This window comes from Aurantibacter sp. UH7, assembly GCF_056839165.1.
Genome location: NZ_CM166388.1, coordinates 2,580,716 through 2,604,717 on the forward strand (window position 1 = coordinate 2,580,716; position 24,002 = coordinate 2,604,717).

26 protein-coding genes are annotated in these 24,002 nt (G+C 33.7%); 12 read left to right on the forward strand and 14 right to left on the reverse strand.

Going from position 1 to position 24,002, the window contains the following annotated elements:
- Positions 1-44: 44 nt before the first annotated feature.
- The 3 genes from UH7x_RS10830 to UH7x_RS10840 all read left to right on the forward strand — a co-directional run bounded on the left by UH7x_RS10830 (position 45) and on the right by UH7x_RS10840 (position 3,174).
- Positions 45-773, forward strand: a complete 729-nt coding sequence (locus UH7x_RS10830; RefSeq protein WP_482359952.1) for an acetyltransferase — start codon at positions 45-47, stop codon at positions 771-773.
- Between the two features lie 72 nt (positions 774-845).
- Positions 846-2,150, forward strand: a complete 1,305-nt coding sequence (gene der, locus UH7x_RS10835; RefSeq protein WP_482359953.1) for a ribosome biogenesis GTPase Der — start codon at positions 846-848, stop codon at positions 2,148-2,150.
- A 55-nt stretch (positions 2,151-2,205) separates the two neighbouring features.
- Complete coding sequence (locus tag UH7x_RS10840; RefSeq protein WP_482359954.1) at positions 2,206-3,174, forward strand: hypothetical protein; 969 nt, start codon at positions 2,206-2,208, stop codon at positions 3,172-3,174.
- A 143-nt stretch (positions 3,175-3,317) separates the two neighbouring features.
- Here UH7x_RS10840 and UH7x_RS10845 read toward each other — a convergent pair whose 3' ends face one another.
- The 5 genes from UH7x_RS10845 to UH7x_RS10865 all read right to left on the reverse strand — a co-directional run bounded on the left by UH7x_RS10845 (position 3,318) and on the right by UH7x_RS10865 (position 6,543).
- A complete protein-coding gene (locus UH7x_RS10845; RefSeq protein ID WP_482359955.1) occupies positions 3,318-4,109 on the reverse strand; it encodes a TPM domain-containing protein in 792 nt (263 codons plus the stop codon).
- Positions 4,090-4,527, reverse strand: a complete 438-nt coding sequence (locus tag UH7x_RS10850; protein WP_482359956.1) for a TPM domain-containing protein — start codon at positions 4,525-4,527, stop codon at positions 4,090-4,092. Before UH7x_RS10850 ends, UH7x_RS10845 begins: the two co-directional genes overlap by 20 nt.
- A gap of 6 nt (positions 4,528-4,533) precedes the next feature.
- Positions 4,534-5,133 (reverse strand): LemA family protein, encoded by a 600-nt coding sequence (locus UH7x_RS10855; protein ID WP_482359957.1) that lies wholly within the window; start codon positions 5,131-5,133, stop codon positions 4,534-4,536.
- 103 nt (positions 5,134-5,236) lie between these two features.
- Positions 5,237-5,566 carry a MerR family transcriptional regulator gene (locus UH7x_RS10860; protein ID WP_482359958.1) on the reverse strand — a complete coding sequence of 110 codons (330 nt, stop codon included), beginning with the start codon at positions 5,564-5,566 and terminating at the stop codon, positions 5,237-5,239.
- On the reverse strand, positions 5,566-6,543 hold the full coding sequence (locus UH7x_RS10865) for a M23 family metallopeptidase (RefSeq protein WP_482359959.1): 978 nt from the start codon (positions 6,541-6,543) through the stop codon (positions 5,566-5,568). The genes UH7x_RS10860 and UH7x_RS10865 overlap by 1 nt, the downstream gene beginning before the upstream one ends.
- Positions 6,544-6,649: 106 nt before the next feature.
- Here UH7x_RS10865 and alaS point away from each other — a divergent pair, with 106 nt between their 5' ends.
- From alaS to UH7x_RS10890, 5 genes are all read left to right on the forward strand, one after another.
- Positions 6,650-9,265, forward strand: a complete 2,616-nt coding sequence (gene alaS, locus UH7x_RS10870) for an alanine--tRNA ligase (RefSeq protein ID WP_482359960.1) — start codon at positions 6,650-6,652, stop codon at positions 9,263-9,265.
- A 48-nt stretch (positions 9,266-9,313) separates the two neighbouring features.
- Complete coding sequence (locus tag UH7x_RS10875) at positions 9,314-10,150, forward strand: tetratricopeptide repeat protein (RefSeq protein WP_482359961.1); 837 nt, start codon at positions 9,314-9,316, stop codon at positions 10,148-10,150.
- The gene (locus UH7x_RS10880) at positions 10,147-11,103 is read left to right on the forward strand and encodes a GSCFA domain-containing protein (protein WP_482359962.1); all 957 of its coding nucleotides are present in this window, start codon (positions 10,147-10,149) and stop codon (positions 11,101-11,103) included. The genes UH7x_RS10875 and UH7x_RS10880 overlap by 4 nt, the downstream gene beginning before the upstream one ends.
- A 47-nt stretch (positions 11,104-11,150) precedes the next feature.
- A complete protein-coding gene (locus UH7x_RS10885) occupies positions 11,151-11,765 on the forward strand; it encodes a DUF4230 domain-containing protein (RefSeq protein WP_482359963.1) in 615 nt (204 codons plus the stop codon).
- Between the two features lie 69 nt (positions 11,766-11,834).
- Entirely contained in the window at positions 11,835-12,479 is a 645-nt protein-coding gene (locus tag UH7x_RS10890) for a DinB family protein (RefSeq protein ID WP_482359964.1), read from the forward strand.
- A 1-nt stretch (position 12,480) separates the two neighbouring features.
- On the opposite strand, the gene UH7x_RS10895 is transcribed toward UH7x_RS10890, so the two are convergent.
- The 3 genes from UH7x_RS10895 to UH7x_RS10905 form a co-directional block, all read right to left on the reverse strand.
- Complete coding sequence (locus UH7x_RS10895) at positions 12,481-13,752, reverse strand: glucuronyl esterase domain-containing protein (RefSeq protein WP_482359965.1); 1,272 nt, start codon at positions 13,750-13,752, stop codon at positions 12,481-12,483.
- Positions 13,753-13,846: 94 nt separating this feature from the next.
- Positions 13,847-14,413 carry a DUF4136 domain-containing protein gene (locus UH7x_RS10900; protein ID WP_482359966.1) on the reverse strand — a complete coding sequence of 189 codons (567 nt, stop codon included), beginning with the start codon at positions 14,411-14,413 and terminating at the stop codon, positions 13,847-13,849.
- A gap of 94 nt (positions 14,414-14,507) precedes the next feature.
- Positions 14,508-14,666, reverse strand: a complete 159-nt coding sequence (locus UH7x_RS10905) for a C1orf53 family protein (protein WP_482359967.1) — start codon at positions 14,664-14,666, stop codon at positions 14,508-14,510.
- Between the two features lie 203 nt (positions 14,667-14,869).
- On the opposite strand from UH7x_RS10905, the gene UH7x_RS10910 reads away from it, so the two are divergent.
- From UH7x_RS10910 to hemL, 4 genes are read left to right on the forward strand one after another with little or no spacing between them, the layout of a single operon-like run.
- Complete coding sequence (locus tag UH7x_RS10910) at positions 14,870-15,199, forward strand: hypothetical protein (RefSeq protein WP_482359968.1); 330 nt, start codon at positions 14,870-14,872, stop codon at positions 15,197-15,199.
- Between the two features lie 11 nt (positions 15,200-15,210).
- On the forward strand, positions 15,211-16,113 hold the full coding sequence (locus tag UH7x_RS10915; RefSeq protein WP_482359969.1) for a 1-aminocyclopropane-1-carboxylate deaminase/D-cysteine desulfhydrase: 903 nt from the start codon (positions 15,211-15,213) through the stop codon (positions 16,111-16,113).
- Positions 16,110-16,946, forward strand: coding sequence for a glucosaminidase domain-containing protein (locus UH7x_RS10920; RefSeq protein WP_482359970.1), 837 nt, complete (start codon positions 16,110-16,112; stop codon positions 16,944-16,946). Before UH7x_RS10915 ends, UH7x_RS10920 begins: the two co-directional genes overlap by 4 nt.
- A gap of 55 nt (positions 16,947-17,001) precedes the next feature.
- Complete coding sequence (gene hemL, locus UH7x_RS10925; protein WP_482359971.1) at positions 17,002-18,282, forward strand: glutamate-1-semialdehyde 2,1-aminomutase; 1,281 nt, start codon at positions 17,002-17,004, stop codon at positions 18,280-18,282.
- Positions 18,283-18,360: 78 nt separating this feature from the next.
- Here hemL and UH7x_RS10930 read toward each other — a convergent pair whose 3' ends face one another.
- The 6 genes from UH7x_RS10930 to UH7x_RS10955 form a co-directional block, all read right to left on the reverse strand.
- Positions 18,361-18,804, reverse strand: a complete 444-nt coding sequence (locus UH7x_RS10930; protein ID WP_482359972.1) for a hypothetical protein — start codon at positions 18,802-18,804, stop codon at positions 18,361-18,363.
- Between the two features lie 185 nt (positions 18,805-18,989).
- Complete coding sequence (locus tag UH7x_RS10935; RefSeq protein ID WP_482359973.1) at positions 18,990-21,965, reverse strand: PKD domain-containing protein; 2,976 nt, start codon at positions 21,963-21,965, stop codon at positions 18,990-18,992.
- Between the two features lie 204 nt (positions 21,966-22,169).
- Entirely contained in the window at positions 22,170-22,337 is a 168-nt protein-coding gene (locus UH7x_RS10940) for a hypothetical protein (protein ID WP_482359974.1), read from the reverse strand.
- Between the two features lie 69 nt (positions 22,338-22,406).
- On the reverse strand, positions 22,407-22,583 hold the full coding sequence (locus UH7x_RS10945) for a hypothetical protein (protein WP_482359975.1): 177 nt from the start codon (positions 22,581-22,583) through the stop codon (positions 22,407-22,409).
- Positions 22,584-23,114: 531 nt separating this feature from the next.
- Positions 23,115-23,291 carry a hypothetical protein gene (locus UH7x_RS10950; RefSeq protein WP_482359976.1) on the reverse strand — a complete coding sequence of 59 codons (177 nt, stop codon included), beginning with the start codon at positions 23,289-23,291 and terminating at the stop codon, positions 23,115-23,117.
- 47 nt (positions 23,292-23,338) lie between these two features.
- Positions 23,339-23,515, reverse strand: a complete 177-nt coding sequence (locus UH7x_RS10955) for a hypothetical protein (protein WP_482359977.1) — start codon at positions 23,513-23,515, stop codon at positions 23,339-23,341.
- Positions 23,516-24,002: the final 487 nt, after the last annotated feature.

Below are 24,002 nucleotides of genomic sequence, written 5' to 3' on the forward strand. Positions count from 1 at the left end.
ACATTTGAGTAATCGAAAGTGGAACCCCCAAATCCCCCACGAGAATGAAAAATATTGTTATTATCGGTGCATCCGGCCATGGAAATGTGGTTTTAGATATCATCGAGAAAGAGGCCGATTTTAATGTAATTGGCTTTATTGATACCTACAAAGAAAAATGCCGCTTAGCCAATGGCTATGAAGTTTTAGGCACAGAAGATGAACTCCCTTTTCTTATAGATAAATTTAATATCACTGCAGGTATTGTTGCTATTGGTGATAATTGGATACGAAAAAAAGTAGTTGATAAAATCACCGAGATAGTTCCCAATTTTGAATTTGTTTCTTCCGCACATCCTCAGGCAGTAATAGGCAGAGACGTAACAATAGGTGTAGGTACAATTATAATGCCTGGTGCTATTATAAATTCAAATGCTGAAATAGGTGATTTTTGTATTGTAAATACCAATGCTTCTTTGGATCACGATAGCAGTATGGCAGATTATTCAAGTTTAGCTCCGCGTGCCTCTACTGGTGGTCATGTGAGTTTAGGAGCATTTTCAGCAATATGTTTAGGAGCTAGTGTTATAGAAGGTATTACTATTGGTGCACATACCGTTGTTGGTGCAGGCGCTTTGGTTGTGAATAATATAGAGAATCATGTAGTTGCTTATGGAGCTCCCTCTCAAGTTATTCGTGAAAGATTAGTAGGTGAGCCTTACTTGGCTAAAAACAAGGATGCGAAAACCGATTTGATTGTCATTCATAAGAATAAAGAGCATACTACAACGTAGAAAATCTAATTTCCTTTATTGATTAGAAGGTTTAAAGCGATTAACATTACCTTTGTGGCTTAAATTACCATAATGAGTGCTATTGTTGCTATTGTAGGACGACCTAATGTCGGAAAATCCACTTTTTTTAATCGCTTAATTCAACGTAGAGAGGCTATCGTTGATGCCGTTAGCGGTGTTACACGTGATCGCCACTATGGGAAAAGTGATTGGAACGGTAAAGAATTTTCACTAATTGATACTGGAGGTTATGTTGTTGGTAGTGAAGACATTTTTGAGAAGGAGATTGACCGACAAGTAGAATTGGCAATTGATGAGGCAGATGCTATTATTTTTATGGTAGATGTAGAGACGGGTGTCACTGGTATGGACGAAGAAGTTTCTAAATTACTTCGCCGAGTTAAGAAACCAGTTTTCCTTGTGATCAATAAAGTTGATAATGCAAAAAGAGAAGCAGACGCGGTTGAGTTTTATGCATTAGGTTTAGGGGAGTATTATACACTATCTAGTATGAATGGTGGTGGTACGGGTGAGTTGCTGGATGACCTCGTAAAAGTGCTGCCAGAAAACACAAAGGAAGAGGTGGAACTTCCTAGGTTCGCAGTTGTTGGAAGACCTAATGCCGGAAAATCATCATTTATTAATGCATTAATAGGGGAAAATAGATACATTGTTACCGATATAGCCGGTACAACTAGAGATAGTATGGATACCAAATACAATCGATTTGGTTTCGAATTTAATCTTGTTGATACGGCAGGTATCCGGAGAAAAGCGAAGGTTAAAGAAGATTTAGAATTTTATTCTGTAATGCGGTCTGTTCGAGCTATCGAAAATTCAGACGTTTGTATTTTAATTTTTGATGCTACAAGAGGTTTTGATGGCCAAGTGGAAAATATATTCTGGTTGGCACAAAGAAACAATAAGGGTATAGTTATTTTGGTAAATAAATGGGATTTGGTTGAAGAAAAAGAAACCAATACCATGAAGCAATATACAGAAAGAATAAAGCAAGCAATGGAGCCATTTGTAGATGTTCCAATTCTCTTTGTTTCTGTGTTGAATAAACAACGGATTTATAAGGCAATAGAAACGGCGGTCGAAGTTTATAAAAATCGTTCTAAAAAAATTAAAACACGTGATTTAAATGACGTGATGCTACCGATAATAGAACATACACCTCCTCCAGCTTACAAAGACAAATACGTAAAAATAAAATACATTACGCAGTTGCCAACGCACTATCCTCAGTTTGCATTCTTTTGCAACTTACCACAGTATGTACGTGATCCTTACAAGCGTTTTTTAGAGAATAAATTACGAGAGAATTTCGATTTTACAGGTGTTCCGGTTACTATTTATATGCGTAAGAAATAACACATTTGTGAGTTAAGTATATTAGCACGAAATTACAAGTTGTTAATATGTGCTTATGCCTAACTTTTTTTCAGAAAAATATAAAAAGAAAGATTCGACTGAGCTTGAAAACATTATTAATTCTCCTGACCTATATGTAAAAGAAGCAATAATTGCGGCTAAAGAAGAACTAGCTAATCGAATAAATGATGTTTCTGAAATCAATAATCCCAATGCAATTGTTGCTGAAAAAGATAAAGTCAATAGTCCTAAGAAATTTATAAAAAGATCAAAAAAGAACTTTAGATATACCAAGTCTTTTCTGAAATTCGTACGTAAACCTGATTCACATCGATTACAAACTACTACAAAAAACCGAATCCTACTTACATTGCGATTTTATTTGGTAGCATTACTGATTCTTATACTTGCACAAATACCTACCATACTAATTCACGAATTCTTTGCTGTGGAAGTGCCAGAGCAAATTAGCTATTTACCGGAATATTATACGAATAAAATAGATATATTTTTGACTACATTAATGATCCCGATTATTGCTGGGGTAGTGGAGGAGACGCAATTTCGATTGATACTTGGTAAGTTTAATGCAACTTACTTCAATGTTTTTATTGCGATAAACTTAGGCTATTTTGTTATTGATTTGATTGGTCCTTATTTTTTTGTCAATTTAGAATTCTATAGTAGTTTTTTAATTCAGTACCACGCAAATGCGATACTAGTATCTTTATCTATTTTTCTTGTATTACTACAAAAAAAAGATAGTCTATTATGGTTTAAAAGGAATTGGAACAAAGTAAATACTTTTCTTTTTTATACGCTTGCTTTAATCTTTGCGATACTCCATTTACCAACATTTGATCTTTCAATGAAACAATTGGCTTTTTGGCCGTTGATAATACTACCCTTTTTAATCTACGCTTTTATATTTTCATATATTCGAATTAGAATCGGTTTTGTTTATGCTATAGTAATGCACTTTATAGTAGATTTAGTTATTCTTTCATTAAGGAATCTAGTTTAATTATTAAATTTTCAAAAAACTCGCAATAATATATTTCGCGAAAACTTTAATTTTACGGGGGTTCCGGCAACAATTTGTATGCGTAAAAAGTAAAATATATTACTCGGAGAAGTCTATAATAATGTGAAGTGTTTTATATAATACTACCAACCTCCGGATGCGCCGCCGCCGCCGCCCATTCCGCCGCCGAAACCGCCACCAAAGCCTCCTCCCCCAAAACTTCCACCGCCGCCACCAAAGCCTCCTCCAGAGTGACCGCTACGCCCCATATTGCTTAAAATGATTATATCCCAAAGATCTAATCCGCCTGAACGTTTTCCTCCATTTCTACCGCCACCTTTGTTGTTTCTGCGCGATAGGATTATCAGAATAACGATAAATATGATAAAGGGTAGTAATGCATCTAAAGGAAAACCTTGTTGATCATCAAATGTGCGTTCCTCTTCAAATTCTCCATTAAGTACCTGAAAAATGGCATCTGCTCCATTGTCAAGTCCCGAATAATAATCATTTTGTTTAAAATGTGGAATAATTACATTTTCTATGATGCGACGACTCATTGCATCTGTAAGTGAGCCTTCAACACCATAGCCGGTATTAATTCCAATTTTTCGGTCGTCTCTGGCTAAAATAACAAGAATGCCATTGTCTTTTCCTTTTTGACCAATACCCCATTCCGTCAACCAGTTAGCACCCAAATAGTTAATCTCTTCACCTTCTGTGGATTTTATAATGGCGATAACAATTTGTGTTGAAGTGCTATCGGAATATCGAATTAATTTTTGTTCTAAGGCACTATTCTGCTGCTGTGATAGTAAGTTTACATAGTCGTAAACACTAGTTTGTTCCGCAGGTATTTCAGGGATTTTAAACTGCGCATGCCCAACTAGGCAACACAAGAAAAAGAGCAATATGCTAACCTTTTGATATTTCATTACTCAGTTCATTAGTGTCATTTGCATTCCAAGGAAAATGAGTATTTAATTCGTTTCCAGCAGATAAAATACCGTTAATAATACCTTGTTTAAAATTGCCTTTTATAAATTGTTCTTGTATTGCATTTTTAGTTGACTCCCAAAAATCTACTGGTACAACTTTATTTATTCCGCGATCACCGTAGATTACAAACTTTTTATCATTTACAGCAATGTAGATTAATACCCCATTTGCATCTTTAGTGTTATCCATTTTTAAGAGATGAAAGACTTCTTTAGCACGATCATCGTGTGACATTCGGGTGTGAGCCTCAATATGTACGCGTATCTCACCAGAAGTATTCTTTTCAGCTTCAAGTATGGCCGATACTATTTCTTGCTCACCTTCGGTAGTTAAAAAGTCTTCTACTCTAGACATAAGTTTCTATTTGAAATCGAAATCTACATCAGGTGCATTTTCTGATCCAGCGGCTGCCTCATAGCGTGCCATTTCATCAAAACCAAAAAGACCCGCCAATAGTTTTCCTGGGAATTTGGTCGTGTGTTTATCGTAGATATTTACTGCCTCGTTAAAACGATCACGTGCTACATTTATGCGATTTTCAGTACCTTCTAATTGCGATTGTAGTTCTAGAAAATTCTGGTTTGCCTTTAGCTCTGGGTAGCGTTCAACCACAACCATTAATTTACTCAAAGCACCTGTAAGTCCAGATTGCGCATCTTGAAATGCAGCCATTTTTTCTGGAGTTAGATTTCCAGCATCAATAGTTGTCTTGGTAGCATTAGCTCTCGCTTGAATAACGCCTTCTAAAGTTTCTTTTTCGAAATCAGCAGCACCTTGTACCGTTTTTACTAAATTACCAATAAGGTCGTTTCTTCGTTGGTAAGAACTTTCAACATTAGACCAGGCGGTTTTAGCATTCGCTTCATGTTCTACGGCGGTATTATTAAATCCAACAGCCCATTGGTATATGCCTATGGCTAAGACCCCAAGTACGATTAATGCAATTAGTCCTTTTTTCATGATAGTGTTTATTTTAGTGTTTGAAAATATAGTTAATACATGTTAGTCAGCAGAAAGTAGTAAAATGTTACAGCATAGCGAAAAAAATTTCGCTTATAAACAATTACAACTGTTCTTTAATTTTGATTAATTCAGCTTTTACCTTCTCAAGCTTATCAATAATATCAAAATTGTTCAAAGATTTTTGACGGTTTTCTTTCAAGTGAATTTTTGCGCCATCTAATGTGAAACCACGTTCCTTTACCAAGTGGTAAATAAGTTTGAGGTTTTTTATGTCTTCTGGTGTGAATTTGCGATTGCCTTTGGCATTCTTTTTAGGTTTTAAGGCGTCGAATTCTTTTTCCCAAAAACGTATGAGAGATGTATTTACGCCAAACGCCTTAGCGACTTCGCCAATACCGTAATATCTTTTTTCAGGTAGTTCTATTTGCATTAGTCAAGGGATTGATTTTCTTGAGTTGCGAATTTCAACATATTCTCAAATTCTTCCGCTGATAAACTTCCGTAGTAAAAATTAATAGGATTAATACGGTCTTTGTCTTTCCAAACTTCATAATGTAAGTGAGGTGCCTCTGATCGCCCAGTGTTACCTACAAATCCTATTAAATCGCCACGTTTTACCTTTTGTCCTTTTTTTACATTATACTTACTTAAATGCGCATAAAGTGAAAGATATCCGTAGCCGTGATCAATACGAATATGATTTCCAAATCCTGAAGCTCCATTATCTGCACGGGTAACTTTGCCATCACCAGAAGCATAAACTGGAGTGCCTCTTGGAGCAGTAAAATCCATTCCTCTATGCATTTTACGTGCTTTTGTAAAGGGATCAGAACGCCATCCGAAACCAGATGCCATTCGTGTTAAATCTTCATTGTTTATTGGCTGAATAGCAGGTATCGCCATTAGTAATTTTTCTTTTTCCTCGGCAAGTTTTGTAATCTCATCTAAAGATTTTGACTGAATCGCCATTTGCTTTTTAATAATATCTAATCTTCTCGTAGTTGAAATTATCATCTCAGAATTATTAAAACCCTCAAGAGAACGATATCTATTTACACCACCAAAACCAGTACGTCTCTGCTCTTCCGGAATCGGATTTGCTTCAAAATAAAGGCGGTAAATATTGTTGTCGCGATCTTCAATATTCGTTAAAACTTCTTCAATTTGCTCCATTTTTTTATCGAGCAATTCAAATTGTAATTCGTAATTTTTAACTTCACGTCTTAAAGAAAGTTCGCGTGGAGTATTAATTAAATTCGTGTTTAATAGTAAAACAACGGAAAGGATTCCAAAGAGTAATGAGCCTAAAAAGAAGAAGGCAATATTGCGGTAACGTTTCGATTTCTGTACCTCTATCTTTCGATAGGATAACGTATCTGGATCGTAATAGTACTTTACCTTAGACATAAATGGATTTTATCCTATTTTTGCGCAACTGTTTTTTTACAGAACAAACAAATATAAAAATTGTTTTGTACAAATTGTTAAAATTTGCAAAACGTTAGCAATTTCTATGACTTCCAAAGATATACGATCGAATTTTTTAAATTTTTTTAAAGGTAAATCACATAAGATTGTTGCCTCAGCCCCAATGGTTATTAAAGATGACCCTACTTTAATGTTTACCAATGCGGGTATGAATCAGTTTAAAGAGTATTTCCTTGGAAACACTGTTTCTAAGAATTCTCGTATTACAGATACTCAAAAATGCTTAAGAGTTAGTGGTAAACACAATGATTTAGAAGAGGTTGGTAAAGATACTTATCATCATACCATGTTCGAAATGCTCGGTAATTGGAGCTTTGGTGATTATTTTAAGAAAGAAGCTATTCAATGGGCATGGGAGTTTTTAACTGAAGTTTGTGAGATTGATAAAGAAAGTCTATACGTCTCTATTTTCGAAGGTAGTAGTGATTCTGATAATTTAGAAAAAGACCAAGAAGCTTATGCACTTTGGAGGGCTATTGTGCCTGAGGATCGCATTATTTTAGGGAATAAAAAAGATAATTTCTGGGAAATGGGCGATCAAGGGCCTTGCGGACCTTGTTCAGAAATTCATGTTGATATTCGTTCAGCCGAAGAGAAAAAGAAAGTGTCTGGTGCTTCATTAGTTAATAAAGACCACCCATTGGTTGTTGAGATATGGAATTTAGTTTTCATGCAATACAATCGTAAAGCAGATGGTAGTTTAGAAAATTTACCTGCAAAACATGTAGATACAGGAATGGGTTTTGAACGCTTATGCATGGTAATGCAGCATGTAAAATCGAATTACGATACCGACGTTTTTAAACCAATTATTCGTGAAATAGAAGCTATAACACATTCTAAATACGGTAAGTCAGAAGAAATTGATATTGCTATACGTGTTATTGCCGATCATATAAGGGCAGTAGCATTTTCAATAGCAGACGGACAATTACCAAGTAATACAGGTGCAGGATATGTAATAAGAAGAATATTGCGTAGAGCAATTCGGTATGGTTTTACTTTCTTAAATACTAAAGAGCCTTTTATTTATCGATTAACCCAAGTGTTGGTTGAAACAATGGGTGAGAATTTCACCGAATTGAAAGAACAGCAACAACTCATTGAAAATGTTGTTAAAGAAGAAGAAAATTCTTTTCTAAACACGTTGGATCAAGGCTTAGTGTTGTTAAATACTGTTATAGCCCGGGCCACAGGAAAAGAAATTGATGGAAGAAAAGCTTTTGAATTATATGATACTTATGGATTTCCTATCGATTTAACGGCTTTAATTTTAAGTGAGAAAGGCTATTCATTAGATGAAAAAGGATTTGAGGTTGCAATGCAAGAGCAAAAAAATCGCTCGAGGAGTGCTTCTGAAGTCTCTAAAGGTGATTGGACAGTTTTATTGGAAGATTTAGAACAAGAATTTGTTGGTTATGATGTTTTAAATGCAAGAGTTAAATTAGTGAAATATAGAAAAGTTACTTCTAAAAAAGATGGAGTGCAGTTTCAGCTTGTTTTTAATTTAACACCATTCTACGCCGAAGGAGGAGGTCAAGTAGGTGATAAGGGGTATTTAGAAGTGCCAAATGGCGATGTTGTTTATATTGTAGATACGAAAAAAGAGAATAACGAAATCATACATTTTGTTAAGAATCTACCCAAGAATTTAAACGAAACTTTTATCGCAGTCGTAGATGAAAAACAAAGACATAGAACAGAAGCTAATCACAGTGCAACGCATTTATTGCATCAAGCACTTCGAGAAATTTTAGGTACACATGTTGAACAAAAAGGTTCTGCTGTACACTCGAAATATTTGCGTTTTGATTTTTCTCACTTTTCTAAATTGACAACTGAAGAATTAAGAGCTGTAGAAAATTTTGTGAATGCACGTATTGATGGTCATTTGCCTTTTGAAGAAAATAGAAATGTACCTATAAATGAAGCTATGGCAGCAGGTGCAATGGCATTGTTTGGAGAGAAATATGGTGACGCTGTTAGAACGGTGCGTTTTGGACAATCAATAGAGCTATGTGGTGGTACGCATGTTAAGAATACTGCTGATATTTGGCATTTTAAAATTAAATCCGAAGGTGCTGTAGCAGCAGGAATTAGAAGAATAGAAGCAATTACCTCTGATGCTGTTAAAGATTTTTATTTTGAAAATAATAGAACACTTTTTGAGATTAAAGATTTGTTGAATAATGCGCAAGATCCAGTAAAATCGGTAGCTAACTTGCAAGAGGAAAATGCAAAACTTAAAAAGGAAGTTGAACAACTATTAAAAGCTAAAGCCAAAAATCTAAAAGGAGATTTAGCAAAAGAATTAGAAGAAATAAACGGGGTTAGTTTTTTAGCTAAAAAGATTGATTTGGACGCTGGTGGGATTAAAGATTTATGTTTTGAAATGGGAAATAATCAAGAAAATTTATTTCTTTTATTTGGAACAGAACAAAATGGAAAAGCGCTACTGTCTTGTTATATCTCAAAAGAATTAGTTGCTGCGAAAGAATTACATGCAGGTACTATTGTTCGTGAATTAGGTAAGTATATACAAGGTGGCGGGGGAGGTCAACCTTTCTTTGCAACAGCAGGCGGAAAGAATCCTTCTGGTATTGAAGCGGCATTAGATAATGCTAAAAAATACTTGTCTTAGAAATTATTGGTAATACAGTCTGTTTAAGTTTTAATTCTAATTTTTATTATGAAATACTTCGCACTACTTTTTTTAGTCTTAGCATCTTGTTCTGAAAATAAATCAGGATTTAAATCGAGTTCAAATACGAATTTAAGTAAGATAGATTCGAATAAGGTGGTTAATTATTGGTATAAAGCAAACCGGCAGGGTATGTACTCTAATGGTTATCAAAAATACCTAGATTCAATTTTAATCATTGTTCCAGATTCAGCCTATTTCTGGCAACAAAAAGCGATGCCACTATATAAATCAAGAAAATATGCAGTTGGCAAGCCTTTTCTAGAAAAAGCAGCAGCCCTTAATCCAGAGAAATATTTAGAATATAGTGCTTTTATGAAATGTCTTTTTTCTAAAGAACACCAAGAATCTATTGAAGAATTTATGCGTGTAAAAGAAAAATATGGTGATTCTTATGTAATGGATCATACCCATAATTTTTATTTGGGATTAAATTACTTGCAGTTAAATAAATTTGAAAAGGCAAAAGAGTTTTTAGAAAAAAGTAAAGAACAGCAAATTGCTGATTTTCCGAAACGAAAACCGGAGCATGCGGTTCATCATTTAGATTGGTTCTATTTGGGGCTAGCCGAATACGAACTTCAAAATTATGAAAAGGCTATAGAAAATTTAGATATGTCTTTGAAGGTTTATGATAACTTTGGTGATGCACTTTTTTTTAAATCTATTTGTTTAACCGAATTGAACAGAGATTTAGAAGCGCAAGAGGTTCGTAAAAGTGCTTATAAAAATGCAAAAAATTCTATAAATGAGGATCAGGTGTTTTATGAGGTATATCCGTATCAAGTATTTAATAAGTTAAGTCCAATGTCTAGATCTAAATGAAATTACAAACACAAATTCCTTTAGAATCTGTCGAAAACCAAATTGATTATAATAGTCAATTGTTTTTTTTAGGTTCTTGTTTTTCTGAACATATTGGAGGTAAATTTAAGTACTATAAATTTCAGTCTGTTCAAAACCCATTTGGCATTTTATTTCATCCGTTAGCGATTGAAAATCTAATAACTAGGGCAATATCAAATTCATTTTATTCAGAAAAAGATATATTTTTTTTTAATGAACGTTGGCATTGTTTTGATGCGCATTCAGACTTGAGTGATGTATCTAAAGTGAACTTATTGCAGCAATTAAATGCTGGACTTAAATATACAAATGAAAGATTAAAAGAGTCAACGCATATCATAATTACACTTGGTACGTCTTGGGTTTATCGAAAAATCGAAAATGATAAAATAGTTTCGAATTGTCACAAAATACCCCAGAAAGAGTTTGAAAAAGAAATTCTAAGCGTTGAATTGATTTTAAATTGTTTGAGAAATTGTGTTGAAAAAATTCAGACGATTAATAAAAATATTGAAATAATCTTTACGGTTTCTCCTGTAAGACATTTAAAAGATGGCTTTGTAGAAAACCAACTTAGCAAATCAAGATTGATTACGGCTATACACGAAATGATTGGGGTTCCCTCTTGTGGGGATAGTGGACTTTATTTTCCTTCTTATGAAATAATGATGGATGAGTTACGTGATTATCGTTTTTATAAAACAGATATGGTACATCCTAACCAATTAGCGATTGATTATATCTGGGAGCGCTTTAAAAATTCGTGGATTTCTGCTAGTGATTATCCAATAATGGATAAAGTTGAATCGGTTCAAAAAGATTTAAAACACCGACCATTTAATCCAAATTCAGAACAACATATGAAGTTCGAAAAAGCGCTCGAAAAGAAAATTATGTATCTTAAAGAGTCTTTTGCATTTATGCATTTTTAAATCAGATTTTAATGCTGTTAGTTAAACTGTAAACCTGTTTTGTAATTATGAAAAAAATATTGCTTGGGGTAGTTGTTACATTAATCGGTGTGCTGATTTTTAGGTCGTGTTCAGATAATAAAGAGGAAAAAACGATACTTCAAGAAAATTCAATGTTGATTCAAAAACAGATTGAGAATGTTTCTAAGTTGGTAGTAACTGAAGGCTATTTTGCTGAAGTTTATAATTATAAAGATTCGCAATTGCTTTTTGGATCATTAATATCTGCTAACAAAAAAGCTTTGGTGGTAGTAAATGCGGAGGTAACCGTAGCATATGATTTATCACAAATCGACTTTGAGATAGACGAGACCAATAAAACATTACGTATAAAAAGCATACCAGAAGCAGAAGTGAAAATTAATCCTGATTTCGAATATTACGATGTTACTGCAGATTACTTTAATCCGTTTGATGAGCGAGATTATAATCGAATTAAAAAGAATGTCAATAATTCATTATTGAAAAAGGTTGAAGCCTCAACTTTAAAAAGTAATGCTCAGAATCGTCTTTTAAGTGAGCTTCAGATGTTTTACATTTTAACCAATTCTCTGGAGTGGAAGTTGGAATATTTAGGTCAAACAATAGATTCTGGTTTACCAGAATTGTTGTTAAAGGATTAATGTTAAACTTTCCAGAATTCGGAGATAATATTATTGGTTTGTAACTATCTTCTATGCAAATCAATTAAAATGAATAACGACCATCAATCAATTCAGAGAAGAAATTTTTTAAAAGCATCCGGTTTATTTGGTGCTGGATTATTAATTCCACAAGTAAATTTTGCATCAAGCGGAACTATTTCAGTCAAGGATAATATTCATGAATTCGGTAAACGAGAAGGTTATACAGAACAAGTGAGCATATTAATTTCTATGATGGATTGGATGAGAGCTACATTAAATAGAGATGTAAATAATGTAACTCAGAAGGATATAGATTTTCTGTTAGATGAAAACTCAAATTCAATAGGTGCTATGTTGTTACATCTTGCCGCTACGGAACGTTATTATCAATTAGATACATTTACTGGCGTAGCGAAAAATAGTTTGAATTACGGGCTTAATGAAGAGTTGTGGAACGCAGCAAGTAATTTGGGAGATTCGGGTAGAAAACTACTCAAAGGTAAGCCAGTAAGTTTTTATATAGATATTTTAAACGATGTGCGAGAATTATCTAAGAAAGAATTAAAAAACAGGGATGATGGTTGGCTAATGCAATCGACAAAATTCTTTGCAAATCAGCAAACTAATAATTATTGTAAGTGGTTTCATGTTGTTGAACATGAATCGAATCATAACGGGCAGATAAGATATATTAAGAGTCGAGTTTCTTAAGTTATTCAATATTTATTTTCGCCCATTTAATATATTGTTCCCAGTCGAAATCGGTAACATCATGTTTGCCGGTTCTAATATGATATGCAATCGTGTTTTGTATCGGTTGGTTCACCTTTGGCATCTCGGTCGTAGAAATTCCTTTCTTTTCAAATAAATCGTAGACGGCAGAAGCGTAATGTGTTGAAAGAAATTCACCTCTTGGGTCAGCCCACTCATCATCTTGTGCACTGGCAACATATAATGGTCTTGGTGCTATTAATGCTAATAATTCATGTTGGTCTACGGGTAATGCAGGTTCATTTTCATTATATTGATTAAAATTGTCATTAAACCAATGGGGGAAAGAAGTATTGATAATAGCGATGGTTTCGCCGAATTTACGTTTAGAAAGTGTTGCCCCACCGCAACCTGAATCGTTAGAAATAACACCTGCAAATCTCTGGTCTGTAGCTCCAGCCCAAAGTGAAGTTTTACCTAATCGCGAATGTCCAAAAACAACTGTTCTATTTTCATCAATAGTTGCATCTGATTCAAAATAGTCTAAGGTTTTACTCAGCGCAAAAGCCCAAGCGGTGATACTTCCCCATTCATTAGGCTTTGGATTTTTTTGACCTTCATTGTAAAAAAGAGCATGTAATCCATCAGAAAAATCATTTTTATCAGGGTCAATTTCGCCATAATATATTGTAGCAAGTCCAAAACCACCATCAATAATTTTTTCTACAGGCCATCGGTTAGTACGTGTGCCACGTGATGATTCTTTAGCTTTGTGATCTGTAATCCCCAGTTCTTTCGTATTCGGAACCCAAGCATCAGTTATAATAATATTTGGATCCTCATTTATAGTGTGATTTCCTCTAAAATTCGTACTAAGAAATATTGGAGCGTTTGCTATTCCTTTTGGCAAATAAATTAAAACCGTAAAGCTAATAGCATCGTTGTTTTTAGCAATTGTGATTTTTACTTGTTTACGAGTTGCTTTATTGTTAATAGCATTATTGCCTTGTTCTAGAATTTCAAATGATAAGTCATCAATAGTGTCAGGTACTTTTCCATATACATTTTCTTCAAAGAATGAAAAAAGTTCAGGTCTTCGCTTTTGTGTCCATTCTTGAGCAGAGTTGATTTTTATACCTTCAAAGGTCACGAGCGGATTCGGTACTTCAAATTGCGGAACTTTGTTTTCATCAAAATTGCGTTCATACTTGTTTTGACATAAAGCAATTTGGACAATAAATAGACAAAAAATAGTGGAAATTAGAGATTTCATTTTATGATATAATAATATGTTGTTCTAAGCGAAAGTTACAAAAAAAAGCCCCCTATCGTTCGATAGGAGGCTTTTAAATATAACATTATAGCCCTTATTTTGTTGTTTCTAAAGAAGGAGGATATGCTTCAAGTATTTTAGTTACAAATTCTTTAATTCGAGCTTCTTTCTTTTCAATATTGGTAGTGTTTCCTAGGTTTCCAATTCCTTTGCCTTGCCAAACTAATTCTTTGTTTTTAGCATCAATTAGATCAATGTATAACGAACCTTCAGTTCTGCTTTGGATATTATTTCCACCCCAACCTGGGCCATATCCACCATAATAAAATGGGCTCCATCCCCAACCGAAACCACCACCCCAGTAATTGTTGTAAATGTCTACTTGTTCTTTTTCTTTTGTAAAAATACTTACTAATATGTCTGGATCTTCAGATTTTACAAAGCCTCGAGTATCCATTTCAGATTCAATGGCTCTTAAAATTCTCTTCTTATCTAAATCAGAAATATGAGCTTTGTCAATTCCTGTTTTATAAAAAGCATATGATTTGTAGGTATTAAAATTCGCCTCTTTATCGTAATCGGATAATACACGCACTGAAGTACAAGATGCTAAAAGCATTAAAACAAGTACTGGAAGTGCAAAATTTCTAACTTTTTTCATAGCGGATATTTTTAGAATTAGATTCAGTTTGTTCTAATTGATTAAGCTTCAAAAACTATGCCGAACCATTATGTATGCATAATCTTAACTATGTTTACTGCGAATTAGTTTTAGAGTCATAGCCATATGGGCAATGTCTGCAACCACTTTCACAACAGTAGCCTCTTTTTAAATGGTATTGCTTTGTGAAAACACGATACCCCTCTTCAGACCAGTAAAAATCACCTTCTTCAATAGGTATATGCTTCTTCACAAACCTTGATTTGATATTAATTCAAGTATAAAATTACTTGATTTTTTGCTATGGATGTAGTAATATCGTTTGAAAATGTGTCTTTAATAGTATAAATCAATAGTTAAATCGACTTTAGATAATAGTTGGCAAGATTTTTGGTTTTATGTTATGACGAGTTTTTTAACAATTATCTTTATTAAAAAACGTTTAAAAGTCAGAATATGATTTTAGTTTTTAAACATTTTTTCCGCAAGAATTATGTAGGCCTTTCTCTTTGGCCTTTCATTATTTTAAAGAATGACGCTTTAAAGAGTGATGTTTCTTTAATTAATCATGAGAAAATACATCTTAAACAACAATTAGAGTTGTTGGTAATTCCTTTTTATATTTTCTATGTATCTGAATGGATTATAAAGTCACTATATTATTTTGATAGGTATAAAGGATATCAAAATATTAGTTTTGAAAGAGAGGCTTATTTACACGAAGATAATTTAGACTATACTTCTCAACGTACACCTTTTAGCTTTATTAAATATCTTTGGGTTTAATATCCAAAGTATTGAGCGAGAACCAAGAAATACAACTTTCAATTTTAAATAAAAAAAAGATTTCGCTTTTTGTAAAGCGTGAAGATTTGTTGCACCCCGTTATATCAGGTAATAAGTTCCGTAAATTGAAATATAATTTGCTTGAAGCCAAGCAGGATAAACATGATACAATTTTAACTTTTGGTGGCGCATTTTCTAATCATATTGCAGCAACGGCTTGTGCAGGCAATGAGTATGGGTTAAAAACAATAGGCATTATAAGAGGCGAAGAGCTAAATGAAAACTTTATAAGTAATCCAACTTTAAAATTAGCTCATGAGTATGGTATGCAATTCAAATTTATATCGAGAAGTGCCTATAGAAATAAGGAAAATGAGAGATTTATTGCCGATTTAAAAAAGGAATTTGGAAACTTTTTTTTGCTTCCTGAAGGAGGAACTAACAAATTAGCTGTAAAGGGTTGTGAAGAAATTTTAGGTGCAAATGATGTAGATTTTAATGTGGTTTGTTGTGCTGTAGGAACGGGAGGTACTGTATCAGGAATAATAAATTCGAGTAGTGCAAAACAGCAGATTCTCGGTTTTTCAGCCTTAAAGGGTGATTTTTTAAAGGAAGATATTTGTAAGTTTGTACTGAAGAAAAATTGGGATTTAGTAGCAGATTATCATTTTGGAGGTTATGCTAAAGTAAATGATGAGTTGGTTCATTTTTTAAACAATTTTAAAAAAGAAACCAAAATTGTATTGGATCCAATTTACACGGGAAAAATGATTTATGGAATCATAGATATGATTCAAAAGGACTGTTTTAAACCCGGAACCCAAATTTTAGCTATTCATACTGGTGGTCTACAAGGCATTTCAGGAATGAATCAAATCTTAGAGAAAAAGAACAAACCATTAATCGCTATATGATTAAGAATATAATCTTGTTTTGTGCTATTTTAATTACTGTTTCTAGCTGTAAGGTGAAGCAAAAAGTTACATACTCTGATCAAAGTAAAAGAGGGCCTAAGGTGGTGGTTGATAAAAAGAGTACAACTAGCAGTACTGAGGATGATGGTTTGTATCCTTTGCCTAATGATTCTGGAAAATTTCAAAAATTTGAAATTGGTAGTATAGCAGAATATATAGACGAGTTTTCAGAAATTGCTCAATTTGAAATGAAGGCTTTTGGTATTCCCGCTAGTATTACTTTGGCACAAGGTTTATTAGAGAGCGGATTTGGAAAGGGTGCATTGGCGGCCAAAACAAACAATCATTTTGGAATAAAATGTCATACTGGTTGGCAAGGAGATTATGATTTTCATGATGATGATGAAAAAGGCGAATGTTTTCGTAAATACAATCACCCTATGTATTCCTATCGTGATCATAGTCATTTTTTAACTTCGCGTTCGCGCTATGCTTTCTTATTCGATTTTAAGCCATATGATTATAAGAAGTGGGCAAAAGGTTTAAGTAAAGCAGGTTATGCTACCGATAAAAAATACCCTCAGAAATTAATTTCACTAATAGAAAGGCATAAATTATATCAATACGATTTACAAACAGAGATAAGAAGTGATGTTGTTATAGCATCTTCGGGGTTAGGTAATGCAGATAATATTCATACAGTAAAACAGGGCGATACTCTATATTCTATCTCTAGAAGGTATGCGATATCAGTATCTGAAATAAAACGTCTCAATAAAATGAATAACTCAAATCTAGCTATTGGACAACAGATAATAGTTGATGTTGAGTAGATTGATTGTCTAAAGTAATTTTTCGAAAATTTAAGGTAATACAAGAAATTTTATAATGATTTATAAACGAAGCAGTGCTTTATTTTCTGAAGCTAAAAAATATATTCCTGGTGGAGTAAATTCGCCAGTAAGGGCTTTTAAAGCCGTAGGTGGAGATCCAATTTTTGTAAAAGAAGCGAAAGGTGCTTATCTCTATGATGAAGATGGAAATCGTTTAATTGATTATATAGCGTCGTGGGGGCCTTTAATTTTAGGTCATGCCTACGAACCGGTAATTAACGCAGTTATTGAAAAAGCTAAAAAGGGAACTTCATTTGGTATGCCAACCGAAATTGAAACCGAACTAGCGAAGTTGGCAGTTTCTATGGTGCCAAATATTGATAAAATTCGATTTGTTAATAGTGGTACCGAAGCTTGTATGAGTGCTGTTCGATTGGCTCGTGGTTTTACAGGAAAAGATAAGATTATTAAGTTTTCGGGCTGTTATCATGGACATTCAGATTCTTTCTTAATACAGGCGGGGAGTGGAGCTGTGACTTTCGGCAGTCCTAATAGCCCTGGCGTAACGCAGGGTACAGCAAAAGATACGTTATTAGCAAACTATAATGATTTAGCTAGTGTTGAAGCCTTAGTGAAGGCGAATTCAAATGAAATTGCTGCTGTTATTATTGAGCCTGTGGCTGGTAATATGGGCTGTATTATACCTTCTGATGATTTTATAACCGGATTACGAGCACTGTGTACTGAAAATAATATTCTTTTAATTTTTGATGAGGTTATGACCGGATTCAGATTAGGAAAAGGAGGTGCACAAGAAGCATTGAATATCGATGCTGATATAGTGTGCTTTGGGAAAGTTATAGGTGGTGGATTACCTGTAGGAGCATTTGCAGCTAACAATGAAATAATGTCTCATTTGGCGCCAGATGGTCCGGTGTATCAGGCAGGGACTTTAAGTGGAAACCCATTGGCTATGAGTGCTGGTCTGGCAATGCTTACAGTATTAAATAACAGACCTGTGGTTTTCGAGAGTCTATCCAAGAAAACCAAACACTTACATGAAGGTTTAGAAATGGCCCTTAATAAAAAAGGAATTCCTTTTCAGATTAATCGCTTTGGTAGTATGATTTCGGTGCATTTCACGGATGAACCTGTTGTTGATTTTGCCTCTTCAGCAAAAGGAAATAATGATACATTTAAAAAGTATTTTCACGGTATGTTGGAACAAGGTATTTATTTGCCACCAAGTGCTTTTGAAAGTTATTTTTTAAATGATGCCCTTTCGTATGAAGATTTAGATAAAACAATAGGAGCAGTAGAGAAGTTGTCTTTATAATATTGAAGGTTTATAAAATACAAAAAGCCATCCGTTAACTCGGATGGCCTTTTCAATCAATCAACTCTCACTATCAACCTATTTTCTTTTGGTGTTTTTTTTACTCTGTTTACCACCTCGCTTTTTTCTAGCATGGCTCATTTTTTCCCATTTAGCATATTGTTCATCAGAAAGAATACTCTTCATTTCAGATTTATGAGCAATTTGAGCATCTAATCGAGCATTTTGCATAGCATAACGTTCTTCGGAAGAAGGCTTTTTACGTTCGCCATCTTCTCTTGCTGCCTTTCTTTCTGCCATTTTAGCCTTTCTAGTAGTAGCTTGTTCAAGATTAATTGCTTGAATTTGCGTTTGTTGTTTGTTAGAAAGATCTAGGGCTAAAGTCATCTTCTTGGTTTGTAAAGTAGCAACCTGTTCGGCTGTTAAATCTTTCATACCGTCTCTGTGATTTCTCTCTTTTTTATCTTGTGCTATTGTGGTTACGCCCACTAAAAGCATCATTAATACTATTACTTTTTTCATCTGTTTATTTTTTATTAATTACACATCTTTGACTAGTAAAGGGAGGTTTGGTTTAATGAAGATATTGATTTTGGCAAATATTTAACCAAATGTAATAGAAAGAAAAAGCCTTCAAAACTTATATTAATATAGGGTTTTGAAGACTTTTTTAAGATTAATTGAATTTTAATCTAATGAGGTTAATCTTAATTTTTTATGATTAAACTTAGCGCTTCTTGTTCGCCATTATTTAAGTCAATGCTAATATAATATAAGCCCTCTCTGAGAGTGTTTATAGGTAATTCGTAAATGTTATTATCTGATGTAATTGCTTGTATGTGGAATGTTTCTATTAAGCGTCCTGTCGCATCGTGTAAATAAAGTGAGGTTATCTCCGTGCCCATTGGTTTATTCTGTAATAGTATACGTGCTATGCCTTCTTTGGCTGGGTTTACTTCTAAAATAATATTAGATTCTTCCTCGATTACTTCAGGTGTGTTAATTGTAATGGTTAATGAAGTGCTATTGAATAGTCCTTCTGAATCCGTAACTGTTAATTCAACTTCGAAAGTGCCAGGAGCAGTATAAGTATAACTCGGATTTTCGATGTCACTAGTTTCGCCATTGCCAAAATTCCAAGCATATGCGGAAATAGCAGAATCGTCTGTTGAATTATTTCCTGTGAAATTTACTGTTAAAGGGTATTCGCCAATAATAATATCTGATTCCAAAATTGCATTTGGTGGTTCATTAGTGCTGCTTTCTGTATTTACAACTATTGATACTTCGTCAAATGCAGTATCGTTTTCATTGTCAGTAACGGTTAATCGAAATACATACGTTCCTTCAATTAATTCATTGGTAGTTAAAACAGCAGTATCTGTATTGCTAAGAATAGCAGTATTTGGTCCATTAATTTGAGTCCATAAAAATGTTACGGTACCACCATCTGGGTCATTGCCAGAACCATTTAAGGTGCTTGTATTGCTTGGCAGTATTATGTTTTGGTCGCCTCCAGCATTAACTAAAGGAATATCGGTGTTTGTTTGAGGTGTTACAATGACAGAAACATCGTCTGATGCCGAATCGTTTTCGTCATCGGTGCCGGTTAATTGAAAAACATAGGTGCCTTCGATTAAATCACTAGCAGTTAAATCAGAAGTGTTTGTGTTAGTCAGTGTTGCCGTGTTTGGACCACTCATTTGTATCCACGAGAATGTAACAGTGCCTCCATCTGGGTCATTGCCTGATCCAATTAAGGTTGACATATTAGTTGGGAGTATTATATTTTGGTCACTTCCAGCATTAATCACTGGAATATCAGAGTTTGCTTGTGGTGCCACAATTACAGTAACATTGTCTGATGCCGAATCGTTTTCGTTATCGGTTCCTTTTAATTGAAAAACATAAGTGCCTTCGATTAAATTGGTAGCAGTTAATTCAGTGGTATTTAAATTAGAAAGCATCGCTGTATTTGGGCCACTTGTTTGAGTCCATGTGAATGTAACAGTGCCGCCATCAGGATCATTTCCAGAGCCATTTAAGGAAATTGTATTTGTTGGCAATGTTATATTTTGATTACTACCAGCGTTAACTATCGGTATATCATTATTCGGTTCAGCATTTACCGTGACAGACATTTCATCATAATTAGTATCATTTTCATCATCGGTAACCGTTAGTCTAAATACATAAGTCCCTTCTAACAAGTTGTTAGCTGATAAGTTAGCTGTTGATGAGTTGTTTAAAGATGCGGTATTTGGCCCACTAGTTTGCGACCAAGAAAAGGAAACATTTCCACCATCTGGGTCATTTCCAGTTCCATTTATGGTAGTAGAATTGGTTGGAAGTGAAATTGTTTTGTTGTTTCCAGCATTTGCAACTGGGTCTTGGTTAGCTGCAATTGTAGACAAATTTTCATAAATTCTAACTACTTTTTGGTTTTTAAAGCCATTGGAAACAATATCTAAATCACCATCATTATCTATATCTACTACTCTTGCGCCGTCATGGTGCTCCCAATTTTGAGGACTATCATCAATGACATGCATTTCCCAATCTTCGTTGCTACATAAATTATTTTCAAATGCCATTAATCTTCTTGAACCTAACCATTCACCTACGATTATGTCTTCATCTCCATCAGAATCAATATCAGCAGCAAATACACTTAAACTCCCATGAACGTCAGTAGATAATAAATGCTTGTCCCAAGTTTGAGTTGGGTCTGCAGGTGCTTCAAACCAAGCAAAATCATATCTATTAGAATCAGAACCATATCCTAATTGGCCTACTACAGCATCTAAATCACCGTCTTTATCAAAATCTGCTAATTGTGCTCGATCTGGAGTGCTGCCATAGCTTAAACCTGTTAAATGTGTAGTAAAAGTACCTGAGCCATTATTTTCCAACCAATTCACCCCTTGAAAAAGATCTAAATCACCATCATTATCGATATCAGCCGCCTGAAGATCTTCTCCAGAAGAATCATTACTTATGTCTTCTAAGCTCCATGTTCCTATGGTTGGTGTTACTGTTGGTGTGAGTAATTGAACGGGTTCATTTGTATGCTCTGCACCATTCCAGTTTATTGCCATTTGATATGTACCTCCTGATCCAAAATCGCCTCCTGCTAAACCTGCAAGAAAAGGCTCGGACCATGATGAGTTGATAGTTGGTAAATTAGTATGTAGCGTGAAAACTCCAAATCCATCATTTTCTGCCCATACAAGTTGAACACTTTGATATTCAGTTCTTGAGGAGCCTAACGTCGTTCCTAATAAATCCATATCGCCATCATTATCAAAATCATGAACATGAGCTATATTGCCAAAGTTGCCACCAATTGTGCTTTTTGTCCAATTGTCAGAGGCATTCCCTGAATTTTTATACCACCATCCTCCAGTAACAATGTCTTTAAGACCATCTCCATCTAAATCATACTTGGCAAAGGTGTAAACCGCTGTATATAGGTTAGCTGAATATTCATGTACGGTCCATTGGTTAGGAAAAGGTTCAGAACCACATTCTAATTGCCCTTGCGTTACAGTTGTTGAAAGTAAAGCCGCTATTAAAAACAAAAAACCACATAGCTTTAGTGGGTTGTTTCTGTTGTTAAAATAATTTGTAACAGGATTTATAATACAGTTCTTAAACCTATTGGTGTAAGTGGTATACATCATTGGAGTATTTGTAAATTACCGCAATAGTACCATATATAAATGAGAAGAGTTGTTATATTAAGTTAATACTACCACAATAATAGTTTAACTGCTAAATTATATTTTAATTGACTAAAAACAAGGTTAAAGTGTTAGTAATTAAGTGAATAAAGAAATGAACTCAGATTTATCTGAGTTCATTTCTTAAGTAGGTTAAGTGTAGGCTTATTTTGTTACTTCCAAAAGATAGTTTGGCGTAGGTATTTCATTTAGTTCTGCAATTGCAATTTCTGCAGTATTGTTAGAAGTGGTTTCGGTTAAGCTAAAATTGTAAATAGTAAAGACAGCTATAAAACAACTTAAGAATAATGAGCTTTTGATTTTATTTGACATGATTTGGGTTTTTTAGTTTTTCAATATAATTGGTTGTAGGTATATTTTGTTGCTAGCTATTAAAAAACCTTAATGAGCTTCTTCAAAATTAAGGTTGTCAATGACAGTTACTTGTTCAATTTCAGCTTTAACAATTTCAGTTGATTCACTATAATGATTTTGTGTTTCAGTAATGCTGAAATTATATAATGTAAGTGCAGCGATAAAACAACTTAAGAATAACGAACTTTTGATTTTGTTTGACATGATTTAGGTTTTTAATTCTGATTCAAAGTTATATTGAAGTAGGCCTCGTTTTGGGTAATTGTTGTGAAAAGCACCCTTTTTTGATGTGAAATGATTCTTTTTTGTGGTAGAAAATAATTGCGTTTAGCTCCTGTTATATAGGCCCTCGGATGAAATGTTTGATTTCTACGACGAGCTACTTTTTGATTTTTTATGGTTTGAAAGCACAAGCTAGAATATAGCGTGTACTTTTAAAGGTTGTGCTATAAATAGTAAGTAGAATTAAAGATAATGACAAGAATATATGTTAGTCATTATAAAGGCTTGTAGCGTTTGTATTGAAAAGAATTTGAGTTCATCCTTTCCTTCAATTATAATGCATGAGACTGATAGTATATGGTAATTATATTGCTATTGTAGCAATTTAAGGCAAATAGTCATTAGAGCATAATGGTTGTAATGAATTTTGCTCGTAGAAGTGTTCGAATAATAAAAAAAAGAAGGGCTCAGATTTATATCTGAGCCCTTCTTTTAAGTTAGTTTTGTAATGTTTTAATTGTTTTCTTCAAATTGTAGGTTATCTATCATTGTCAATTGTTCAAATTTACCTTCAATATTTTCAGACGAGTGGCTAAAGTTGGTCTCGGTTTCATCAATACTAAAATTATAAATAGTAAGGGCAAAAACGAACGAGCTTAAGAATAATGAACTTTTTATTTTATTTGACATGATTTGAGTTTTTATTGATCCCGGTTAGTTAGTAGGTTAAGTATGTATTATTTATTGTTTTTAACTTCTAATTCGAAAGCTGGAGCATCTTGTTCAAGTTCTGCATGAGCAAATTCGGTAGTATTGTTATAATTGTTTTCCGAATCAGTTATGCTAAAGTTATAAATAGTAAAGACTGCGATAAAACAACTTAAGAATAATGAACTTTTAATTTTATTTGACATGATTTGAGTTTTTTAATTCTGATTCAAAGTTAGATTGAAGTAAGCCTCACATTTGCTATATGTTGTGAATTACACCCTTTTTAGATGTGAAATGGTCATTTTATGTGGTGGAAAATGGTGCTGTACGCTATCCCCGAGATAGTGCTTCAGACGAATGGTATACTTTGTTCGGTGAATGAATAATAACCCGTTTTGTAGCTCTTTAAGTTGATGTAAATACAAATTGAAAGTTGTTGTCTATTAATTTTTAGACGATAGTTTTCTTATCTTAAGCATCCATTAGCTTATCAACTTTAATAATAAATACTTCAACTATCTTTTCAAAAGGGCATTGTCTTAATTTTATTTGAACCTTAAAATTGGTTTTAATTCAGCAATTTGCATTACGATAGCGTTGTAGTGCTGTATAAATATATTTATGTGCTAATAAATTACTATTGATATAATGATAAAACGAAATAGAAATACGATATTTAATGCCCAACCA